The organism is Brevundimonas aurifodinae, assembly GCF_040195595.1.
Classification (GTDB): domain Bacteria; phylum Pseudomonadota; class Alphaproteobacteria; order Caulobacterales; family Caulobacteraceae; genus Brevundimonas; species Brevundimonas aurifodinae.
Genome location: NZ_JBEGDD010000004.1, coordinates 169,694 through 188,692 on the forward strand (window position 1 = coordinate 169,694; position 18,999 = coordinate 188,692).

The 18,999-nt window shown below is 68.3% G+C and carries 21 protein-coding genes; 14 read left to right on the forward strand and 7 right to left on the reverse strand.

From position 1 onward, the window contains the following. Positions 1 to 3: 3 nt before the first annotated feature. Both ABN401_RS06520 and ABN401_RS06525 read left to right on the forward strand, forming a co-directional pair. Positions 4 to 1,251: a hypothetical protein gene (locus ABN401_RS06520; RefSeq protein WP_349684021.1), complete on the forward strand. Its 1,248-nt coding sequence runs from the start codon at positions 4 to 6 to the stop codon at positions 1,249 to 1,251. Next, positions 1,248 to 3,104, forward strand: a complete 1,857-nt coding sequence (locus tag ABN401_RS06525; RefSeq protein WP_349684022.1) for a glycoside hydrolase family 2 protein — start codon at positions 1,248 to 1,250, stop codon at positions 3,102 to 3,104. Before ABN401_RS06520 ends, ABN401_RS06525 begins: the two co-directional genes overlap by 4 nt. A gap of 19 nt (positions 3,105 to 3,123) precedes the next feature. Here the strand turns inward: ABN401_RS06525 and ABN401_RS06530 are convergent, their stop codons facing one another. The 3 genes from ABN401_RS06530 to ABN401_RS06540 form a co-directional block, all read right to left on the reverse strand. Further along, positions 3,124 to 3,684, reverse strand: a complete 561-nt coding sequence (locus ABN401_RS06530; protein ID WP_349684023.1) for an HNH endonuclease — start codon at positions 3,682 to 3,684, stop codon at positions 3,124 to 3,126. A gap of 448 nt (positions 3,685 to 4,132) precedes the next feature. After that, positions 4,133 to 4,798 carry a trimeric intracellular cation channel family protein gene (locus ABN401_RS06535; RefSeq protein WP_349684024.1) on the reverse strand — a complete coding sequence of 222 codons (666 nt, stop codon included), beginning with the start codon at positions 4,796 to 4,798 and terminating at the stop codon, positions 4,133 to 4,135. After that, the gene (locus tag ABN401_RS06540) at positions 4,795 to 5,334 is read right to left on the reverse strand and encodes a DNA-3-methyladenine glycosylase family protein (protein WP_349684025.1); all 540 of its coding nucleotides are present in this window, start codon (positions 5,332 to 5,334) and stop codon (positions 4,795 to 4,797) included. Before ABN401_RS06540 ends, ABN401_RS06535 begins: the two co-directional genes overlap by 4 nt. A 392-nt stretch (positions 5,335 to 5,726) precedes the next feature. Here ABN401_RS06540 and gluQRS point away from each other — a divergent pair, with 392 nt between their 5' ends. Then, entirely contained in the window at positions 5,727 to 6,572 is an 846-nt protein-coding gene (gluQRS, locus tag ABN401_RS06545) for a tRNA glutamyl-Q(34) synthetase GluQRS (RefSeq protein ID WP_349684026.1), read from the forward strand. Between the two features lie 145 nt (positions 6,573 to 6,717). Next, on the forward strand, positions 6,718 to 7,620 hold the full coding sequence (locus ABN401_RS06550; protein ID WP_349684027.1) for a DMT family transporter: 903 nt from the start codon (positions 6,718 to 6,720) through the stop codon (positions 7,618 to 7,620). 28 nt (positions 7,621 to 7,648) lie between these two features. Here the strand turns inward: ABN401_RS06550 and ABN401_RS06555 are convergent, their stop codons facing one another. Together ABN401_RS06555 and ABN401_RS06560 are read right to left on the reverse strand one after the other, a co-directional pair. Continuing rightward, entirely contained in the window at positions 7,649 to 7,852 is a 204-nt protein-coding gene (locus tag ABN401_RS06555) for a cold-shock protein (RefSeq protein WP_077356590.1), read from the reverse strand. 203 nt (positions 7,853 to 8,055) lie between these two features. Then, entirely contained in the window at positions 8,056 to 8,817 is a 762-nt protein-coding gene (locus ABN401_RS06560; RefSeq protein WP_349684028.1) for an extensin-like domain-containing protein, read from the reverse strand. A gap of 183 nt (positions 8,818 to 9,000) precedes the next feature. Here ABN401_RS06560 and ppk2 point away from each other — a divergent pair, with 183 nt between their 5' ends. From ppk2 to ABN401_RS06575, 3 genes are read left to right on the forward strand one after another with little or no spacing between them, the layout of a single operon-like run. Further along, entirely contained in the window at positions 9,001 to 9,747 is a 747-nt protein-coding gene (ppk2, locus tag ABN401_RS06565) for a polyphosphate kinase 2 (RefSeq protein ID WP_349684029.1), read from the forward strand. A 28-nt stretch (positions 9,748 to 9,775) separates the two neighbouring features. Then, a complete protein-coding gene (locus ABN401_RS06570) occupies positions 9,776 to 10,045 on the forward strand; it encodes a BrnT family toxin (RefSeq protein WP_349684030.1) in 270 nt (89 codons plus the stop codon). After that, positions 10,042 to 10,320: a BrnA antitoxin family protein gene (locus ABN401_RS06575; RefSeq protein ID WP_349684031.1), complete on the forward strand. Its 279-nt coding sequence runs from the start codon at positions 10,042 to 10,044 to the stop codon at positions 10,318 to 10,320. The genes ABN401_RS06570 and ABN401_RS06575 overlap by 4 nt, the downstream gene beginning before the upstream one ends. Before the next feature lie 18 nt (positions 10,321 to 10,338). Here ABN401_RS06575 and ABN401_RS06580 read toward each other — a convergent pair whose 3' ends face one another. Then, positions 10,339 to 12,432, reverse strand: a complete 2,094-nt coding sequence (locus ABN401_RS06580) for a S46 family peptidase (protein WP_349684032.1) — start codon at positions 12,430 to 12,432, stop codon at positions 10,339 to 10,341. Positions 12,433 to 12,596: 164 nt separating this feature from the next. Between ABN401_RS06580 and ABN401_RS06585 the strand changes: the two genes are divergently transcribed. The 6 genes from ABN401_RS06585 (at position 12,597) to ABN401_RS06610 (ending at position 17,530) form a co-directional block, all read left to right on the forward strand. Then, positions 12,597 to 13,769: an ABC transporter permease gene (locus ABN401_RS06585; RefSeq protein WP_349684033.1), complete on the forward strand. Its 1,173-nt coding sequence runs from the start codon at positions 12,597 to 12,599 to the stop codon at positions 13,767 to 13,769. After that, positions 13,769 to 14,521, forward strand: coding sequence for an ABC transporter ATP-binding protein (locus tag ABN401_RS06590; protein WP_349684114.1), 753 nt, complete (start codon positions 13,769 to 13,771; stop codon positions 14,519 to 14,521). The genes ABN401_RS06585 and ABN401_RS06590 overlap by 1 nt, the downstream gene beginning before the upstream one ends. A gap of 24 nt (positions 14,522 to 14,545) precedes the next feature. Then, on the forward strand, positions 14,546 to 15,562 hold the full coding sequence (locus ABN401_RS06595) for an HlyD family secretion protein (protein WP_349684034.1): 1,017 nt from the start codon (positions 14,546 to 14,548) through the stop codon (positions 15,560 to 15,562). A gap of 122 nt (positions 15,563 to 15,684) precedes the next feature. Continuing rightward, a complete protein-coding gene (ahcY, locus tag ABN401_RS06600) occupies positions 15,685 to 17,088 on the forward strand; it encodes an adenosylhomocysteinase (RefSeq protein WP_349684035.1) in 1,404 nt (467 codons plus the stop codon). A gap of 35 nt (positions 17,089 to 17,123) precedes the next feature. Beyond that, complete coding sequence (locus tag ABN401_RS06605; protein WP_349684036.1) at positions 17,124 to 17,324, forward strand: type II toxin-antitoxin system HicB family antitoxin; 201 nt, start codon at positions 17,124 to 17,126, stop codon at positions 17,322 to 17,324. Further along, positions 17,321 to 17,530, forward strand: coding sequence for a type II toxin-antitoxin system HicA family toxin (locus ABN401_RS06610; RefSeq protein WP_349684037.1), 210 nt, complete (start codon positions 17,321 to 17,323; stop codon positions 17,528 to 17,530). The genes ABN401_RS06605 and ABN401_RS06610 overlap by 4 nt, the downstream gene beginning before the upstream one ends. A 3-nt stretch (positions 17,531 to 17,533) precedes the next feature. Here the strand turns inward: ABN401_RS06610 and ABN401_RS06615 are convergent, their stop codons facing one another. Then, entirely contained in the window at positions 17,534 to 18,658 is a 1,125-nt protein-coding gene (locus ABN401_RS06615; RefSeq protein ID WP_349684038.1) for a hypothetical protein, read from the reverse strand. Positions 18,659 to 18,789: 131 nt separating this feature from the next. On the opposite strand from ABN401_RS06615, the gene ABN401_RS06620 reads away from it, so the two are divergent. Next, positions 18,790 to 18,996 (forward strand): twin transmembrane helix small protein, encoded by a 207-nt coding sequence (locus ABN401_RS06620; protein ID WP_349684039.1) that lies wholly within the window; start codon positions 18,790 to 18,792, stop codon positions 18,994 to 18,996. Positions 18,997 to 18,999: the final 3 nt, after the last annotated feature.

Below are 18,999 nucleotides of genomic sequence, written 5' to 3' on the forward strand. Positions count from 1 at the left end.
GCCGTGATCGTCGCCGTCGCCCTCCTCATGTCGCCCGCCCCTGTGGCGGCCACGCCGACCCGGCTGGCGGAGATCGAGGCGGCCATCCGCGACGTCGGAACCCACGCCGCCCGCGTCCTGATCGACGAGACCGGCAAGGGCCGCGCCGACTACGACCTTCTCGCCGGCGAATGGGTCGAGTACGAACCGCACTGGCACACCGGCCAGACGGCGCTGGGTCTGATCGAGGCCTGGCGGGTCACCGGCGAGCACGAGTTCCTGTCCGCCGCGCGCCACGCCGGGGACTGGTGGATCTCCACCGAGTTCCAGCCGCCCCATCCCCTGGCGGGTCTGGTCAACGCCGCCCATGGCGACCGGCTGGGCCCACTGATCAACTTCACCACCGTGTCCGACGGCACGCCCGGCCTGTTCGCCCTCAGCCGTGCCACGGGCGATCCGAAATACGCCGACACAGCCGCCCGCTCCGGCCGCTGGCTGTTTCAGAACACCGCCGTACCGGGCCATCCGGGCCTGTTCTACAACATCATCGAGCCCGACACCGGCGCGCTCTGGACCGACCGCTCGCCGCATCATCCCGACGCCAACCCGGCCTCTGTCAACCAGGTCGCACGGCCGAACATCGAGGGATATCTGGCCCGCGACATGTGCCGCCATACCGGTGAGCAGACGTGGTGCGACCGGTTCCTGGCCCACGCCCGCACCGTCGTCGACCGCCAGGACGACAATGGCCTGTGGATGGCGTTCGAGCCCAACGATCCCGACACCGGCCGCGTCCATCCGCGCTTCAACGTCTGGAACGCCGAGGCCCTGCTGGAGGCCTATGCGCTGAGCCGCGACCCGGTCTTCCTGGAGGCGGCGCTCAAGACCGGCCGGGCGATGGCGCGGTATCAGGATCGCTGGGGCGGTTTCGCCTATGATCTGAACGTCGACGGCAGTTCGCGGCCGGGCTCCATCACCGGATCGGCCACGGCGTTTTCCGGCATCCTGTGGCTGAGGCTGCGGGACTATGGTGTGGGCGAGGAGTTCGACGCCAACATCGAGCGGTCCCTCGACTGGCTGCTGGCCAATCGGTTCGCCGCCGACCATCCCGACTCCAACCTGGCCGGGGCCATTCTGGAGACCCGTGCCCGTACCATCGACGGCCGCGTGCGGCTGGTGGTGCGCGACATCGCCGGGGCCTTCGGCCTGCGGTTCCTGGCGATGGCCTGGCGCGACCTTCAGGGCCAGGACGTCAACGAGACCCTGCCATGACGATGATCGACCGCCGCCGCCTGATCTCGGCCGGTGCCCTGACCGGTATGGCCGCCGCGACCGCGCCCCTGGCCCGCGCCCAGACCATCGGGGCGAACCCCGCTCCGACCCTGATCGGAGGCCTGCCGAACCGGGCGCGCCGTTCGCTGGATGGCCAATGGAAGCTGATCCTCGACCCGTTCGACGTCTCGGGCCGAAAGCCCGGGGTGCGCCGGAACTTCTGGGAGGATCGCCCGACCACCGACGACGGCCCCCTGGTCGAATACGAGTGGGAGACCAGCGACGAGATCGCCGTCCCCGGCGACTGGAACACACAGTCCCCGGAACTTTTCCACTACGAAGGCCCGGCCTACTATCGCCGCGACATCGACGGACCGCCCGCCGACGGCCGCCGCCGGTTCCTGGTGTTCGAGGCCGTCAACTATCGCAGCCGCGTCTGGCTGAACGGCGAACCGATCGCCGAGCACGAAGGGGGCTTCACCCCGTTCGAGATCGAGGTCACCGATCGCCTGCGTCCCGGCTCGAACAGCCTGGTCGTGCGCGCCGACAGCCGCCCCGGCCCCGAGACCCTGCCGGCGCTGGATTTCGACTGGAAGAACCACGGCGGCATCACCCGGTCCGTCTGGCTGGTCGACACGCCCGCGACCTTCGTCCGCGACGCCTTCGTCCGGCTGGAGGGCGGTCGGATCGTCGCCGACGTGGAGTTGGACGGACCGGGGGCGGCCGGCTCGATGGTTCGCCTCGCCGTCCCCGAACTGGGCCTGCGGCTGGACGGTGTCGCGAGCCGCGAGGGCCGCGTCCGGCTGTCCGCATCGCCGCCGCGCCGGTTGCGGCTGTGGTCGCCCGAAGCGCCGCGCCTCTACGACATCACCGCCGAGATCGACGGCGACCGCTGGTCCGACCGCGTCGGCTTCCGAACGCTCCAGACGCGCGGGCGCGAGATCCTGCTGAACGGCCGGCCTCGCTTCCTCAAGGGCATCGCCATGCATGAGGAGCGGCTGGGCGCAGACGGCGGCCGCATCCGCACCGAGGCCGAGGCCCGCGCCCTGCTGACCGAGGTCAAGGCGCTGGGCTGCGACTTCGTCCGCCTGGCCCACTATCCCCATGGAGAGGCCACGCTGCGGCTGGCCGACGAGATGGGCCTGATCGTCTGGTCCGAGATCCCGGTCTATTGGGAGGACGTCGCCTACGCCGCGCCCGCCACCCTAGCGCTCGGACGCCAGATGATGGCGGAGATGATCGTCAGGGACCGCAACCGCTGCTCGATCGCATTCTGGTCGGTGGCCAACGAGACGCCGCAGACGCCGGAACGCCTGGGCTTTCTGAGGACCATCATCGACGACGTCCGGCGGCTGGATCCGACCCGACTGGTCACCGCCGCTCTGAACAAGAACGTCGATGTCGGCGGGGTGCGCGATGGCGAGGCGCGGCTGGTGGTGGCCGATGAACTGGGGCGCGACCTCGATGTCGTGGCCATGAACCAGTACGAGGGCTGGCACGGCCAGCGCACCCCCGCCGAGATCGATCAGGTCACCTTCGGCACGACCTGGGACAAGCCCTTGCTGATGTCCGAATTCGGGGCCGACGCCCTGCACGGCCATCGCGGCCCGCGCGAAAGCCGCTGGACCGAGGAGCACCAGGCCTGGCTCTACGAGGAGACGCTGAAGGCGATCGCGGCGTCCGGAGCCTTCGCCGGGGTCACGCCCTGGCTGCTCAAGGACTTCCGATCTCCCCGGCGCTGGCACGGCCGGTTTCAACGCGGCTGGAACCGGAAGGGCGTGATCGACGAGCACGGCCGCCGCAAGCTGGCGTTCGACACCCTGAAGGCATTCTACGCCCGGGTCGCCGCCTGACGCCTGGCGAAGCCTGGCCTTACGGCTCCAGCTCGATGTCCCAGTATAGGTAGTCCAGCCAGCTCTGGTGCAGGTAGTTGGGCGGAAAGCGGCGGCCGGCGTCCTGGAGCTGATAGGCGTTGGGCCGGTGCGGGGCGCGGCGGATCGGCATGTGCGCCTGCTGGGGCGTGCGGCCGCCCTTCCTGAGATTGCAGGGCGAGCAGGCGGCGACGATGTTCTCCCACGTCGTGCGTCCGCCGCGGCTGCGCGGGATGACGTGGTCGAAGGTCAGTTCGGCGGTGTCGCCGCAGTACTGGCAGGTGAAGCCGTCGCGCAGGAAGACGTTGAAGCGGGTGAAGGCGGGGCTGCGGTTCTGGTCGACGTAGCTCTTCAGCGCGATCACGCTGGGGATCTGCATCTCCATCGACGGGCTGCGCACGACCCGATCATAGGTCGAGACCACGTCCACGCGGTCCTGATAGACCGCCTTGACCGCCTCCTCCCACGGCCAGAGTGACAGGGGGTAGTAGGACAAAGGCCTGAAGTCGGCGTTCAGCACGAGGGCCGGAAAGCCGGACGGCGGCTTGTGGGAGACCTGCATCAGGCCCTCCCGCTCATGCCGGGATGGATCGAGGAAATCGGACTGAAGACGTCGCTCCTTCTCTCTGGTGGATCGACCCTAACCTCGATTCGTCGCCGCCGCCATGACGGCTTGGCGTCGGTTCCGTGAAGACTGGGCTGTGGAGAGCCGTGGGATACTGGCAGTCGACCGTGTTGGTGGACGGTCGAGGTTCTTCACAACGGACACGACGAAGGAAAGCCACAAAGGACACGACGGGACCGAGCGATTGTCCGAGATAGCCGGTTCCTCTCGCAGATAGGGGAAACAGGGGCGGCTTCGCCGCCGACAGCGTGTGACGCAGCGCTTGCCGGGAACAATCGGTGACCGATCCACCAGCTCGGACACGTCGTGCCCTTAGTGCCTTCGTTGTGCTCGTTGTGATGAACCTCTTGGCTCACGCCTCCGGCCTGCACCGAACCCCTCAGGCCTACCGCCGGACCAGGCCGCCCGGAAAGGCCGGCAGGCTCCACCCCCAGACCAGGGCCCCGGCGCGCAGGATGAAGCCGGCGGGCGCGGCGATGAGGGCGGCCGGCCAGGGATCGAGGCCCAGGGCCCTGGCGGTGACGAAGACGGTGGCGGCCAGAAGCGCGGCCGAGACGGTGATCTCTCGCCGCAGCAGGATGGAGGGCTGGCCCGCCAGCAGGTCGCGCACGATCCCGCCGAAACAGGCCGTCAGCGCCCCCATGACGATGCAGATCAGGGGGGCCACGCCGAAGGCCTCGGCCTTGGCCGCGCCCAGCACGCCATAGGCACCGAGGCCCAGGGCATCCAGCCACAGCAACGCCCGGAACCGCCACGGCCCCGCCCCCACCAGCCACACCGTCATGGCTCCCGCCAGGCAGACGGCGATGTAGCGCCAGTCCTCGACCCAGAAGACCGGCGCTCCGATCAGCAGATCGCGCAGGGTGCCGCCCCCAACGCCGGTCACGGCGGCGAAGAAGCCGAACGTGACCAGGTCGTGTTTCTCGCGCGCGGCGGCCAGGGCCCCCGTGGCGGCGAAGACGGCGACGCCCGCGAAATCGAGCGCGCCAAGCACATCGGTCTGTCGCGCCAGCTCGGCGGCCAGAACGGCGGGATCAGCCAGGCCTGTCATGGAGCGGCCTCAAGCACGATCTCGCCCTTCTTCACCCCGGTGTACCAGGCCCACAACAGGTGGCAGGCGACGCCGCGATACGGCCGCCAGATCTCGGCGCGGACATAGGCCCCCCTGGTGTCGGGGCGGACCTCGGCCCCGTCCGCCCACTTGATCGCTTCCTGCAGGGCCACGTCCCCGCCGGGAAAGACGTCGGTGCGCCCCTCGCACAGCAGCAGATAGGCCTCGGCCGTCCACAACCCGACACCCTTCAGCGCGGTCAGGGCCTCGATGGCTTCGGCATCGTCCAGCGTCGACAGATGCTCCAGGTCGATGGTGCCCTCGATCTGGGCGCGGGCCATGCCCTGGCCATAGGTCGCCTTCTGCCGCGACAGACCCATGCCGCGCAGACTGTCGTGGTCATGAGCCAGCAGGTTCTCTGGCGTGATCCCGCCCAGTCCCGCCTCCAGCCGCGCCCAGACCGAGGCCGCCGAGGCGACCGACACCTGCTGCTCCACGATCATGCGGAACAGGCCGACGAACCCCGCCTCGCGCACCCGCCATTCGAACGGCGGGGTCCGGGCGTGGGCGCGGGCCAGGGCCGGATCGCGGTCGGCGAGCGCCCGGCGGGCGGCGGCGAGGTCTCTTGGCGTGATGGTCGTCGTCCTTGTGATCGGCCCGGGCGGGGCGCTAGCGTCGGGCGATGTTCAGTCTGGACGAAGTCTCGCGCCCGATCACCCCTTTCGCGGGTGGCGAGGCGGATAGCGTCCGATTCCCGCCAACGCCGGCAACAGGCGCCTCCACCTCTCCGCTCATCCCCGCGAAAGCGGGGACCCAGTTCTTTCGCGGAACTCGGCGGGTCGATCCAACGGACGAAGGCGATCCGAAATGCTCGGACTCCCAAAGGACTGGGTCCCCGCTTTCGCGGGGATGAGCGGCAAGGTTCGGTATGCATTTCACCACCCGCTTCGCCCCCTCGCCCACCGGCCTGCTGCACCGGGGCCACGCCTTCTCGGCCCTGACCGCCTGGACCGCGGCGCGCGAAGCGCGCGGACGCTTCCTGCTGCGGATCGAGGATACCGACTTCACCCGCTGCCGGCCCGAGTACGAGATCGCCCTGATCGAGGACCTGACCTGGCTGGGGCTGGACTGGGACGGGCCGGTGGTGCGCCAGTCCGAGCGACGCGCAGCCTATGACGCGGCGCTGGAGCGGCTGCGGGACATGGGGGTGCTGTACCGCTGTTTCCGGACCCGAAAGGAGCTGATGGCCCTGGCGGGCGGGGCGCCGCACGGCGATGATCCGGTCGATGCGCGCGCCTTCACCGGCGGACCGCTGTCGGCGGACGAGGAGGCCGCGCTGTTGGCTCAAGGCAAGGCCTTCGCCTGGAGGCTGTCGCTGGCGGCGGCGCTTGGCCGGCTGGGCGGGTTCGACGCCCTGACCTGGGTCGAAGAGACGGCCGATCCGGGGGCGAAGACCGCGCGGCCCGAGACACTTGGGGACATGGTCGTGGGGCGCAAGGACATCGGCGCGGGATACGTCATCGCCTCGGTCGTCGACGATGCGGCCCAGGGCGTGACCCATGTGATCCGGGGCGAGGACCTGATCGAGACGACCTCGATCCAGCGGGTGCTCCAGGCCCTGCTGGACCTGCCCACGCCGGCCTATCGCCACCACCGCCTGCTGCTGGGCCCGGACGGCAAACGCTATGCGAAACGCGACGGGTCGGTGACCCTGATGGCGCTGAGGGAGGCGGGCGTGACGGCGGAGGAGCTGAGGGCGGAGCTGGGCTTCTGATGGCTTTCTCCCTCCCCTTCATGGGGAGGGACGGCGGAGCGGAGCGAAGCCCGGGTGGGGCCGTGTCGTCCGTGCGCTCGCTCTGAACGCCCCCACCCGCGCTCGACTGGCGCCTCGCGGTCCCTCCCCATAAAGGGGAGGGAGAATGACCACCGCCCCCTCCCGCCTGATTCCCCTGCTGGTCGTGCTGGCCTCGGCGTCGATCCTGGGGCTGGCACCGATCCTGGTGAGGCTGACCGAGACGGGGCCGGCGGCGGCGGGGTTCTGGCGGTTCGTGTTCGCCATGCCGCTGCTGTTCCTCCTGGTCGCGCGACCGGGCGGTGAGGGCATCGGCCGGCCGTCGAAATGGATGCTGCTGGCGGGGCTGTTCTTCGCGCTGGACCTGAGCTTCTGGCACTACGGCATCGTCATGACCTCGGTCGCCAACGCCACGGTGCTGTGCAACCTGACGCCGGTGGTCGTGACCTTGATCGGCTGGCTGTTCTTCAAGGAAAAGCCGGCGCGGCTGTTCCTTCTGGCGCTGGGTTTCGCCATGGCGGGGGCCTGGGCCATGGCAGCCGGCAAGGCGGGGGGACAGGGGACCAACCCGCCGCTGGGCGACGCCCTCTCGCTGCTCGTGTCGGTCTGGTACGCGGGCTATTTCCTGATGGTGAAGTTCGCCCGGACCACGGCGGGCGCGCTGAAGGTCACCTTCTGGGCGACGCTGGCCGGCCTGCCCCTGATGGGCGGCGTGGCCCTGATGCTGGGCGAGGACATGATCCCGGCCACCGCCGCAGGGTGGGCCGCCTGCGCCGGCATGGGGCTGATGCATGTGGCGGGCCAGGGCGGCGTGGCCTGGGCGCTGGGGCGACTGCCCGCCTCGATCACGGCGGTGACCATCCTGATCCAGCCGATCGTCGCGGGCGTTCTGGGCTGGCTGGTGTTCGGCGAGGTCCTGGCCCCGGTCCAGGCCCTGGGCGGGGCGCTCGTTCTGGCCGCCATCGTCCTGGCGCAGGTGTCGTCCCGAACGAAAACGGGCGCGGCCCCCGTAGGAACCGCGCCCGCCTGATCGCTTCAGCGACCCTGATCGAAGTCGATCAGAGCAGCTTGAGGTCGACGGCCGAGGTCTTGCCGCGCTGGGATTCCAGCTCGTAGGACACCTTGGCGTTTTCATCGAGGCCCGTCAGGCCAGCCTTCTGCACGGCGGTGATGTGAACGAACACATCCGCGCCGCCGCTTTCGGGCTGGATGAAGCCGAAGCCTTTCGTGGGGTTGAACCACTTGACCGTACCGGTCGCCATTGTTGCGTCTCCATAAACGCGCTCTTCCAGGCGAGCACCCTTTCAGGGGGCCCGACAATCCATCTGGACAGGCTCGTTCATAGAAGGAGCGACGCGGGTTTGGACCCCACGCGAAATCCGGATTGCGCGAATGTTGTCTCCCAGCCGTCAATCCCGGTCAACCCTGAACGATTCGCCCGTCGGGCGATCGAGGTTAAGCGAAATCAGGCGCAGAGGCCGCGCGGCGCCCCATCCAGGTGCAGGTGGTCGCGGTGCGCCTCGTTGTAGTCGGGCGTCAGCACCGTCGCGAACACCCGGCAGGCCCCGTTCCGCAGGGCCCTGAGGAAGCCCGAGCCCTCGGTCCCTTGCGGCCCCTGTCCGCTCCAGTCGGCCTCGACGGAAACGGTCCGCCCGTCGGCCAGGGTGACCGAGGCGACGTCCAGGGCATTGGCCCGCGCATGCTCGCTGGGACGATCGCTCTCATCGGTCGAGCCATAGATGCGGCGGCAGGAATAGGTGCCGAAGTTGTTCACCGAGGCCGGGGCCGAGCCGTAGATGGACTGGGCCGCCGGACGCAGCACCTGTCGGTCCCACAGGACGTAGCGCACCGCCAGGGGGCACTGCATGGTCAGGCCGCCGGGCCGCAGCGGCGTGATCTCGCCGCCGGTGATGACCACGGCGTTGCGAACCTGGCAGAAGCCGCCGCCGTCGATGTCCTCGGCGCGGCGGACCTCGACGCCCGCGTCCCTCAGGGTCTGGATACAGGCGGTGGTGACGGCCTCGACCTCCTCGCGCGGGGCGGAGAAGGCGACGGCGAAGTCCGACACCTTGGCGGCCGTGGCCTGGCCGATCGGCCGGTTCAGGTCCAGCGGCTTCCACGGCAGGTCCTGCGGAGGGGCGAAGACGTTCAGCAAGGCGAAGGCGGCGCAGACCCCAAGCAACGCCTCCCACAACAGATTCCAGAAATCGGCGAAGTCGCGTTTCATGTGGGCGTACAATGACCGGCCTGCATGAAGGTCACAATCGCCAAACCCTCACTCCGTCACCCTCGGACTTGATCCGAGGGTCGGACGCGCGTCCACTGAAGCGCTAACGGCTTCGCACGAGCTGTTGAACATCCGATCCTCCGATCAGGTCGGAGGATGACGGAAAGGGTTGGAGAAGCGATCATGGGCAAGAAGGACGACTACGAGGCCGAGCTGGAGGCGCTGCAGATCGAACTGGTCGAGACCCAGCACTGGTCGATCGAACAGGGGCAGAAGGTGCTGATCGTCTTCGAAGGCCGCGACAGCGCCGGCAAGGACGGGGCCATCAAGCGCATCACCGAATACGCCTCTCCGCGCCAGACCCGCGTCGTCGCCCTGCCCAAGCCGACCGAGCGCGAGACCACCCAGTGGTACTTCCAGCGTTATGTCCCCCACCTGCCGGCGGCGGGCGAATGGGTGATCTTCAACCGATCCTGGTACAATCGCGCCGGGGTCGAGCCGGTCATGGGCTTCTGTACCCCCGAGCAGCATGAGCAGTTCCTCAAGGACGTGCCGCATTTCGAGACCCTGCTGCGCGGGTCGGGCATCCAGCTGATCAAGATCTGGCTGGACATCTCCAAGGCCGAACAGGCCAAACGCCTGGCCGAGCGCGTCGACGACCCCCTGAAGCGGTTCAAGGTCTCGTCGCTGGACGCCGAGGCGCAGAAGCGGTGGGACGGCTATTCCGCCGCGCGGAACCGCATGCTGTCGGACTGCCATACCAGGCAAGGCCCGTGGACGGTGGTGGCCACCGACGACAAGAAGACCGCCCGCATCAACGTCATCTGCCACATCCTGACCGAGCTGAAACGGCCGGGCTCCAAGGTGAAACGCCCGGACCGCGACGTCGTCTTCGCCGCCGACGACCACCAGGGGCGGCTGAATCCTTGACTTGAGACTAAATGTGATACATTAAATCATGTCTGACTTCGATCCCGCCAAGGACAAGGCCAACATCGCCAAGCATGGCGTGTCCCTGGCTCTGGCCTTTGAGATGGACGCGGACTTGATGATCACATTCGAGGACAGACGCTTCGCCTATGCAGAGGATCGATGGATTTCTATCGGTCCGATCGGAGACGATCTGTTCGTCGTGGCACACACCTATCGGGAAGACCGCATCCGTCCGATCAGCTTGCGGCGAGCGGAAAAGCACGAGCGAAAGCTCTACCGGGAGAATTGGACATGAGCTTGGACCCAGAGGACGACGTGCCCCCGTTGACAGCGGATGATTTCGCCCGCGCCCGTCCGGCACGGTCGGTGTTCTCCGACGCGGCTTTTTCGCAGTTTCGCCCACGGCGCGGCCGACCCAGCGTCGATGAGCCCAAGGTGCAGGTATCGATCCGCATCGAGCCCAAGGTTCTCGCCGCTTTCAAGGCGACGGGAGCCGGGTGGCAGACGCGGATCAACGAGGTCCTGAAGTCGGCGGCCGACGAACTCCCGAAGGTCGCCCGTCGGTCCTGACCGGTTGTCGGCCGAGCCTCAGTCCGCGCGCAACTCCGCGACCAGCCGATCCATTCCGTACACGTCGCGGAGCGCCGTGGTGACCGCGCCGGTCGTGACGATCACGCTGCGGTTGACGTCGCGGTCGTAGCCGTAGGCGTTCCTCTGCGTCAGGACGGTGGAGTCGAAGTTGGCTCCGACGATCTCGCCCGCCTCATTGACGACCGGAGAGCCGGACGAGCCGCCGATAGTGTCGGACGACACCGTCATGTTCAGCACCGTGTCGCCGTCGATCGCCTCGCGCGCGGCCAGCAGCTTGGGCGCCACGTCGAAGGGCGGCGCGCCGGTCGCACGGTCCCACAGGCCGTCGAAGGTGGTGAAGCCGTCGAACCTCTGACCCGGGACGTTCGAGCCTTCGATCAGGCCATAGGTCAGGCGAAGGGTGCCGGTGGCGTCGGGGTAGACCGTGTCGCCATAGGCGGCGAAGCGGGCGGCGGCGAGGCGTTCGGACGCCTGTTCGGTCGGGGCCTGGACGCGGGTCTCCCAATCCGAGCGAACGCCGCGGGTCACGTCCTGGATCGACAGCATCCACTGGATCAGAGGGTCGTCGGACGCCTGGATGGCCTCAAGCCCGCCGTCCCAAAGCGCGCGGCGCACGGCCGGATCGGCGAGCGTCGAGCCTTCGACCAGTCGCGCCGAGAGGGCCTCGGGCGACTCCCGGCCAAGCAGGGTGCGCACGCGGGGATCGTCGACCGTCAGCCACTCGCGGGTCTTGGACATCCACCATTCCATCCGCACCTGCTCCAGCTCCGGATAGACCGGCCGGGGGGCCATCAGGGCGTTCTCGACCGCCCCCAGACGGGCGTCGCCGTATTCCGGCAGGCGCTCGGCCGAGGGCTTGGCGCGTTCCTGGGCCGCGCGAACGAGCGTGCGGGCATAGTTGAACAGGACCGAGCCGCCGCCGGGCGAGGTCGTGCCGATGCCGGTGCCGCCCTCCAGCAGGGCCATGGGCACATAGAGTTCGCGCACCGCCGGCTGAACCTCGGCCAAGGCATCCCAGGGGTCGGCGGCGGCCTCGGCCATCGCGGCGTCGGCGGCGACGCGGGCGCGGAAGTCGGCCTCGGCATCGGCCCGGCGGCCCATGAAGCCCTGATCGGTCATGGCGCGCATGCGGCCAAGCCCACGCTTGTAGGTGTTCTCCAGACCCACGATCGGGTCCATCGCCATGAACGCGTTCGCCTCGCTCTCGGCGGCGAAGCGGATCAGGCGGCCCCGCAGTTCGGACGCGATCAGCTGGTCCATCGGCAGGACGACGTCGCGGATGGAGGCCAGCTGGTCCTGGGTCAGCAGGCGCTGGGTCGATCCGGGGCTGCCGGAGACGAACACGGGCGTGCCGGTCACCGGCTGGTCGTCGTTCCAGACGAAATGGGTCGGCGTCGCGACCGGCCGGCCGTTCTCATACAGGCGGATGAAGGCCGCATCGATGGCGAAGCGCGGGAAGCTGAAATTGTCGAGGTCGCCGCCGAAGGTCGCGGCCCGGTCCTCGGGCGCCCAGGCCAGGCGCACGTCGGTATAGCGCTTGTAGGTATAGAGCTTGAACTGGCCACCCCGGTACAGGCTGACCACCTGACAGCGACGGTCGGCGGGGGTGGTGCCGTCATCGCCGGCGCACAGTTCCTGTTCGATGCGGCCGATCTCGGCGTCGCGCGCGCGGGTGAAAGCCTGGCCGGTCAACCCGGCGCCCGCCGCCCGGACGCGGTCGGTCACGTCGGTGATGTCGGTCAGGATCTCGGCCGTGCCGCCCGGACAACGAAGCTCCTCCTCGCGGGTCCGGGGGGTGAACCCGGTGGCGGCATAGTTCACGGCCTGGGTCGACAGATTGGCCACGCAGCTGGCGACGCAGTGATTGTTGGTCAGCACCAGTCCGGCGTCCGAGACCACGCCGGCCGAACACCCCCCAAACCGCACCGAACTCAGCCGCACCCGGTCCAGCCAGGCCTGATCGATGCTGGTGCCCAGCGTCTGGTTCGCCCGCGCGATGGGGAAGTTGTCGAAGGTCCACATCCCCTCTTCGGCCGAGGCGGCCGTGGCGGACAGGGCAAGAGCGGTGGTGGCCAGAAGGATCAGACGCATGCGGCGGGACTCCATGTTCGGCCGGGAATGGAGGGGATCGGGCGGAGCGGGTCAAGCGGTGCCGCCAAGACCTGTCGATGACAAGCGTCCTTACCCCGATTTAACTTGGTGGGAAGGCTGAAGGGCGTCAGATACCGCCGTCAGTCAGGGATACTCCGCACCCCATGTCGCTCGCTCTTTCCACGCTGCTCTACGAGTGGCGCCGCTATATGGCCGCCGTCATGGCGCTGGCCCTGTCCGGCCTGCTGGTGCTCGGCATGGCCGGTGTGTTCATCGGCATCGGCAAGGGCTTCACCGCCACGATCGAGCGGTCCAGCGCCGACATCATCATCATGCAGCCTGGGGCCAAGTCGCTGATCGGCGGGCCGGCGGGCGTGCCGCGACGGTTCATCCCCCTGGCCTACAATCATCCCGAGGTGGTCGAGGTCCAGCCTCTGGACGGGGCGGGCGGCAGCTTCCAGTCGGTCAGGAACGTCGACCCGACCAAATCCGTCGCCGAACGCGCCCGCGCGGGCGCCCCCAAGCAGAACTTCGTGCAGACCTCGATCATCGACACTCGCCCCGGCTCGGTGACCATCCCCACGGACTATTCGCCCGAACTGGTGGAGGCGCTCCGACAGCCCTACACCGTCGCCATCGACGAGACGGCGATGCGGTCGCTGGGCGTGAAGCTGGGCGACAAGGCCCTATACAACGGTCAGACGGTCACGGTCGCGGCGATCCTGAGGGGCTATCCCAACATGATGCAGCAGTCGATCGTCATGTCGCGCGACACCCTGCGCATGGTCGGCCAGGCCGACACCGGTCCGCGCGTCGGACCGCTGATGGTCAAGCTGAGCGATCCGACGCGCGCCGAGGTCGTGGCCGAACAACTGAACCAGCAGGGCGACGGCCAGTGGAAGGCCTGGACGCGACAGGACCTGGCAGACGCCAACCAGAGCGCCATGTTCGAACAGGGCCCCCTGATCATCATCCTGGGCGGGGTGACCGTGGTCGGCATCATCATCGGCGTCGCCATCACCTGGCAGACCCTGCGCGGGGCCATCATGGCCAACATCAAGGAGTTCGCCTCGCTGCGGGCACTGGGCGTCGGCATGGCCAGTCTGCGGCGCATCGTGGTCGAGCTGAGCTTCTGGGTCGGCGTGGTCGGGGTCGCCGCCGCGATCGGCCTGACCTGGCTGGTGGCGGTGTTCGCGGGAACCCAGGGCGTCCTGATCGCCCTTCAGCCCCAGGCCCTGATCGCCGTCGGAGGCGGGCTGATCTCCATCGCCATGATCTCGGGCCTGCTGTCGCTCGGCGTCCTCAAGAACAGCCAGCCGGCGGACCTGCTGCGATGATGACGACCAAATCGCACGGCAAGCACGGCGACTTCGCCATCGAGGCCAAGGGCCTGGTCAAGCGGTTCAAGTCCGGCAAGGCCTATGTCGAGGTCCTCAAGAAGGTCGACTTCGACGCCCGCCACGGCGACCTGACCATGGTCATGGGACCGTCCGGCTCGGGCAAGTCGACGCTGATCGCCGCCCTGTCCGGCCTGCTCCGCCCCGAGGAAGGCCGCGTCGACACCCTGGACGTCGACGACCTGTGGAAGCTGTCCAGCGGCAAGATCGACAAGTTCCGCCTGGATCACTGCGGCTTCATCTTCCAGGGCTTCAACCTGTTCCCGGCCCTGACGGCGCTGCAGCAGGTCGAGACGGTGCTGAAGTTCCAGGGCCTGACGCCCGCCGCCGCCAAGAAGCGGGCCACCCTCGCGCTCGAGGAAGTGGGCCTGAAGCCGCGCCTGCATCAGCGGCCCTCGGCCCTGTCGGGGGGCGAGAAGCAGCGTGTGGCCATCGCCCGCGCCCTGGCCAAGGACCCGCAGATCCTGTTCGCCGACGAACCGACCTCGGCGCTGGACGGCGAAAACGGCCAGATCGTCATCCGCCTGCTGCGTCGCGCAGCATCGGAGCACGGCGCCGCCGTCATCTGCGTGACCCACGATCCGCGCCTGGAAGAATGGGCCGACCGGGTCATCAAGATCGAGGACGGCATCATCATCGACGACCAACGCCGCACGCCCAATCCGAACGCCACCCTGGCGTCTCATCACTAAGACCGCTCCTAGGACACTGAACGCATGCCCGGCTTCCTGAAGAACAAATGGGTCTGGATCGGCGTGCTGCTGATCCTCGTCATCGTCGCCGGCTTCCTGTTCATGCAGGGTCAGGGCGCGGCCAGGAAGGCCGATGCGGAAAAGGCCGCGGCCGAGCAGGTCGAGAGCCCCTATGCCGCCATCGCCAACGGCCGCGTCGATATCGAGGGCGGCCTGATCCAGGTGGCGGCCCGTCGGGGCGGCGTCGTCCGCGAAGTGCTGGTCCAGGAGGGCGACACCGTCACCGCCGGCCAGATCCTGGCTCGCCAGGAGGACGACGAGCCGCGCCTGGCACTTCAGACCGCGTCGGCCGACCTCGCCGCCGCCGAGGCCCAGTTGCGCCTGATCCAGGTCGATATCCGGACGGCCCAGCGTGAGTATGACCGGCTGGAGCGGCTGGTCGCCACCAACTTCGTCGCCGGCCAGCGGCTGGACCAGGCGCGCGACCAGATCGCCTCGGCCCAGGCGCGTCTGGCGGCCCAGCAGGCGGCGGTCCAGACCGCCCGCGCCCGCCGCGACCAGGCCGCCTACAACGTCGAACTGACCGTCATCCGCGCGCCGTCGGACGGCCGGATCGTGCGCCGCTATGCCAACCCGGGTTCGGGCGCCTCGACCCTGAACGTCTCGACCCTGTTCGATCTGGAGCCCAACGCGCCGCGCATCGCCCGGGCCGAGATCGTCGAGAGCGACATCCCCAACGTCTCGACCGGTCAGGCCGTCGAGATCACGCCCGAGGGCGACCCCTCGACCGTCTATGTCGGCTCGGTCCTGCGCCGCGCCGCCGTGTTCGGTGCGCGCAAACTGGCCTCGGACGATCCGTCCCAGCGGTCGGACGAGCGGGTGGTCGAGGTGGTCGTGACCGCCGGCGACGCGCCCCTGCTGATCGGACAGCGGGTGCTGGTCAAGTTCATGAAGCCGGGCGAGACCGCCGGCGCCGCGCGCGAACCCAGCATCGGCGTCCCGGCCACCCGCTCCATGCAGGCCCCGGCCCCGCGAGCTTGATGGCGTCGGCGCGCGAAAGCCGCCGCGACATATAAGGACATCCTTATACGTTTCTTGCCCTCGCCCCGGGCAGAGGCTATAGGCGCGCGCAACCGACGCCCGCGCTCAAGGAGCCGCACCCCATGACGAACCCTGCGACCGACTACATCGTCCGCGACATCTCCCTCGCCGGCTTCGGCAACAAGGAAATCGCCATCGCCGAGACCGAGATGCCCGGCCTGATGGCGCTGCGCGACGAGTTCGGCACGGCCAAGCCGCTGAAGGGCGCGCGGATCGCCGGTTCGCTGCACATGACGATCCAGACCGCGGTCCTGATCCAGACGCTGGAAGCCCTGGGCGCCGACGTGCGCTGGGCGTCGTGCAACATCTTCTCGACCCAGGACCACGCCGCGGCCGCCATCGCCGCCGCCGGCACGCCAGTGTTCGCCACCAAGGGCGAGACGCTGGAAGAATACTGGGACTATGCCCACAAGATCTTCGAATGGGCGGACGGCGGCTATCCCAACCTGATCCTCGACGACGGCGGCGACGCCACCCTGCTTTGCGTGCTCGGGCCCAAGGCCGAGAAGGACGCCTCGGTCCTGAACGACCCGCAGAACGAAGAGGAAGAAGCCCTCTACAAGGTCATGAAGCGCTATCTGGCCGAGAAGCCGGGCTTCTACTCGGCCATCCGCGACGCCATCGGCGGCGTGTCGGAAGAGACGACCACGGGCGTGCACCGCCTGTATCAGATGGCCGAGCGCGGCGACCTGCCCTTCCCCGCCATCAACGTCAACGACAGCGTCACCAAGTCCAAGTTCGACAACCTTTACGGCTGCCGCGAGAGCCTGGTCGACGCCATCCGTCGCGGCACCGACGTCATGCTGTCGGGCAAGGTCGCGGTGGTCTGCGGCTACGGCGACGTGGGCAAGGGCTCGGCCGCCTCGCTGCGCCAGGGCGGCGCCCGCGTGGTCGTGACCGAGATCGACCCGATCTGCGCCCTGCAGGCCGCCATGGAAGGCTATGAGGTCCAGACCCTGGAAGACGTCCAGGACAAGGCCGACATCTTCGTCACCGCCACCGGCAACAAGGACGTCATCACCGTCGACCACATGCGGGCGATGAAGAACAACGCCATCGTCTGCAACATCGGCCACTTCGATTCCGAGATTCAGGTCGCGGGCCTGAAGAACTTCAAGTGGGACGAGATCAAGCCCCAGGTTCACCACATCGAGTTCCCGGACGGCAAGAAGATCATCCTGCTGTCGGAAGGCCGCCTGGTGAACCTGGGCAACGCCACGGGCCACCCCTCGTTCGTGATGTCGGCCTCCTTCACCAACCAGGTGCTGGCCCAGATCGAGCTTTGGACCAACAAGTCCAAGTACGAGAACCAGGTCTATGTCCTGCCCAAGCATCTCGACGAGAAGGTCGCCATGCTGCACCTCGGCAAGCTGGGGGCCAGGCTGACCACCCTGTCCAAGGAACAGTCGGACTATATTTCGGTGCCGGCCCAGGGGCCGTTCAAGCCGGATCATTACCGGTATTGATTGGCGTTCAGGCCGCCGGGCGCTATCCTGGCGGCATGAACATCCGGATTGTCGTTCACGAAGCCGAGGAGGGCGGGTTCTGGGCCGAGGCCCCCGCCCTCCCCGGCTGCGCGACCCAAGCCGAGACCCTAGACGAACTGATGGCCAACATGCGCGAGGCCATCGTCGGCTGGCTGGGCGCGGACGTGCCTGATGATGCGGTCGATGGCGGCCGGGTATACGACATCGCCGTATGAAGGCAATCTCGGGTCGGCATTTCGCGCGCTTACTCGAACGTCATGGCTGGATGCTTCTTCGTATCAACGGCAGCCATCACATCTATGGCAAGGCCGGATCAGCGGCACGAGTGTCCGTACCGATCCATGCGAACGCATCGCTCAAGCTCGGACTTCAGCGCGCATTGATGAAGGCGGCCGGGCTCAGCGAGACCGATCTCGGCTGATCTCTACGCCGCCAGCGCCACCACGTCGGGCCGTTCGCGCCCCGACAGGCTGGTCTCGAAATCCGACAGCAGATCGATCAGTTCTTCGGCCGTCAGCCGCGGCTTGCCGGCCGCCATCCGGTAGGACCAGAAGCTGACGATGTGCTGGACCGCGCCCAGCCGCTCGCCGAGCCGGGCGAACAGGATCGGGGCGTCGCGCAGGAAGTCCCGGAAAGCCGACGGGTCGCCGCGCTGGGTGAGGCCGGTGAAGGCGTCGTCATAGACGCGCAGCATGTCGGCGGCCGCCTCGCACGTCAGGATGATGCGGCGACGCACCTGCTCGCGAGCCCGGTCGATAGCGATGTGCTGGTCGGCGTCCACGCGGCCCGCGGCGCGGACACGGCGAACCCCCTCGATGACCCCGCCGACGTCGCCGATGATCGTCTGCAGCGACCATTTGTAATAGAGGAAGCCCTTCCAGCAGAAGACGCCCTCCTCATACTCCTGCGGCTCCAGCTGCAGGGTGGCGCCGAGCGCGCTCATGTCCTCGCCGGGGGTGAAGGACATGATCTTGGCGGTCAGGCGCGCCACCGGGTTCTCGGCCGCCAGATCGGTGTCGGGTCCCAGGCTGAGATCGACCAACGGCCGGATCTCGCTGGCCACGAACTCGCCCATCCGTCCCAGGTCCGCCGGCGACAGGTTGAAATAGCAGGCGTCGGGGGCCAGGCCGTTTCGACGCAGCTGTTCGCGCAGAAGGAAGGGGTCGAGCCCCGGCAGCTCGTCCATGAGGGCCAGCAGCTTGCGGTCCGGGTGCGACGGACCGATGCCGAACGTCTCCTCCAGGGTGCGGTCGAAGCCGATCTGGTCGACGAACAGATAGCGGCCACCGACCCGCAGATCGCCCTGATCGATGGGCAGGATCACCTTGGTGGCGACGTGGCGGCGGACGCGGAACCGATCGATCTCGTCGCGGCGCAGCCGATGCTTGAGGATCAGCGAGCGGTTCAGCGTCGGATTCTGGAACATGGGCCCCGACTTCCAGCCCTCGGAGCCGCCGTGTTCGTGCCAGACCTGCAGCAGGTTCAGCACCCGCGCGGTCGAGGCCGACACCCTGAGGTTGGCGAGGTTGCGGACAGCGCGGTCGGTCAAATCGGGGCTCCTGCTCCGAGGACCCTGAACGGCAAAGGTTTAGATCGCGCCGAAGAGCAGGGTTAGCCGGGCGTCAACGTCGCAGGGCGTGTCGCTGGCGTCGCTCACGCCGTCGGCCTAGATAGTCGCCCATGACCGTGTTCGACATCCTGATCCTGGCCGCCATCGGAGCCGTGGCGGTCACCCTGGGCTTCGGCGTCTATTCCCTGTTCCGGGGCGGCGACTATGCGCGGTCGAACTCCAACAAGCTGATGCGGCTGAGGGTCGGACTGCAGGCCGTCGCCGTCCTTCTGCTGGTGCTCGGCATGTGGTGGAAATCCACTCAGGGCGGAGGCTGAGCG

Excerpts from the sequence above, each read along its gene's own strand:
- ABN401_RS06610 (WP_349684037.1), top strand. The coding sequence starts at position 17,321 with ATGAAGGCAATCTCGGGTCGGCATTTCGCGCGCTTACTCGAACGTCAT.
- ABN401_RS06570 (WP_349684030.1), top strand. The coding sequence starts at position 9,776 with ATGTCTGACTTCGATCCCGCCAAGGACAAGGCCAACATCGCCAAGCAT.
- ABN401_RS06620 (WP_349684039.1), top strand. The coding sequence starts at position 18,790 with ATGACCGTGTTCGACATCCTGATCCTGGCCGCCATCGGAGCCGTGGCG.
- ABN401_RS06535 (WP_349684024.1), bottom strand. The coding sequence starts at position 4,798 with ATGACAGGCCTGGCTGATCCCGCCGTTCTGGCCGCCGAGCTGGCGCGA.
- ABN401_RS06530 (WP_349684023.1), bottom strand. The coding sequence starts at position 3,684 with ATGCAGGTCTCCCACAAGCCGCCGTCCGGCTTTCCGGCCCTCGTGCTG.
- ABN401_RS06560 (WP_349684028.1), bottom strand. The coding sequence starts at position 8,817 with ATGAAACGCGACTTCGCCGATTTCTGGAATCTGTTGTGGGAGGCGTTG.
- ABN401_RS06605 (WP_349684036.1), top strand. The coding sequence starts at position 17,124 with ATGAACATCCGGATTGTCGTTCACGAAGCCGAGGAGGGCGGGTTCTGG.
- gluQRS (WP_349684026.1), top strand. The coding sequence starts at position 5,727 with ATGCATTTCACCACCCGCTTCGCCCCCTCGCCCACCGGCCTGCTGCAC.
- ABN401_RS06585 (WP_349684033.1), top strand. The coding sequence starts at position 12,597 with ATGTCGCTCGCTCTTTCCACGCTGCTCTACGAGTGGCGCCGCTATATG.
- ABN401_RS06525 (WP_349684022.1), top strand. The coding sequence starts at position 1,248 with ATGACGATGATCGACCGCCGCCGCCTGATCTCGGCCGGTGCCCTGACC.
- ABN401_RS06550 (WP_349684027.1), top strand. The coding sequence starts at position 6,718 with ATGACCACCGCCCCCTCCCGCCTGATTCCCCTGCTGGTCGTGCTGGCC.
- ABN401_RS06555 (WP_077356590.1), bottom strand. The coding sequence starts at position 7,852 with ATGGCGACCGGTACGGTCAAGTGGTTCAACCCCACGAAAGGCTTCGGC.
- ABN401_RS06580 (WP_349684032.1), bottom strand. The coding sequence starts at position 12,432 with ATGCGTCTGATCCTTCTGGCCACCACCGCTCTTGCCCTGTCCGCCACG.
- ABN401_RS06595 (WP_349684034.1), top strand. The coding sequence starts at position 14,546 with ATGCCCGGCTTCCTGAAGAACAAATGGGTCTGGATCGGCGTGCTGCTG.
- ABN401_RS06590 (WP_349684114.1), top strand. The coding sequence starts at position 13,769 with ATGACGACCAAATCGCACGGCAAGCACGGCGACTTCGCCATCGAGGCC.
- ABN401_RS06575 (WP_349684031.1), top strand. The coding sequence starts at position 10,042 with ATGAGCTTGGACCCAGAGGACGACGTGCCCCCGTTGACAGCGGATGAT.
- ahcY (WP_349684035.1), top strand. The coding sequence starts at position 15,685 with ATGACGAACCCTGCGACCGACTACATCGTCCGCGACATCTCCCTCGCC.
- ppk2 (WP_349684029.1), top strand. The coding sequence starts at position 9,001 with ATGGGCAAGAAGGACGACTACGAGGCCGAGCTGGAGGCGCTGCAGATC.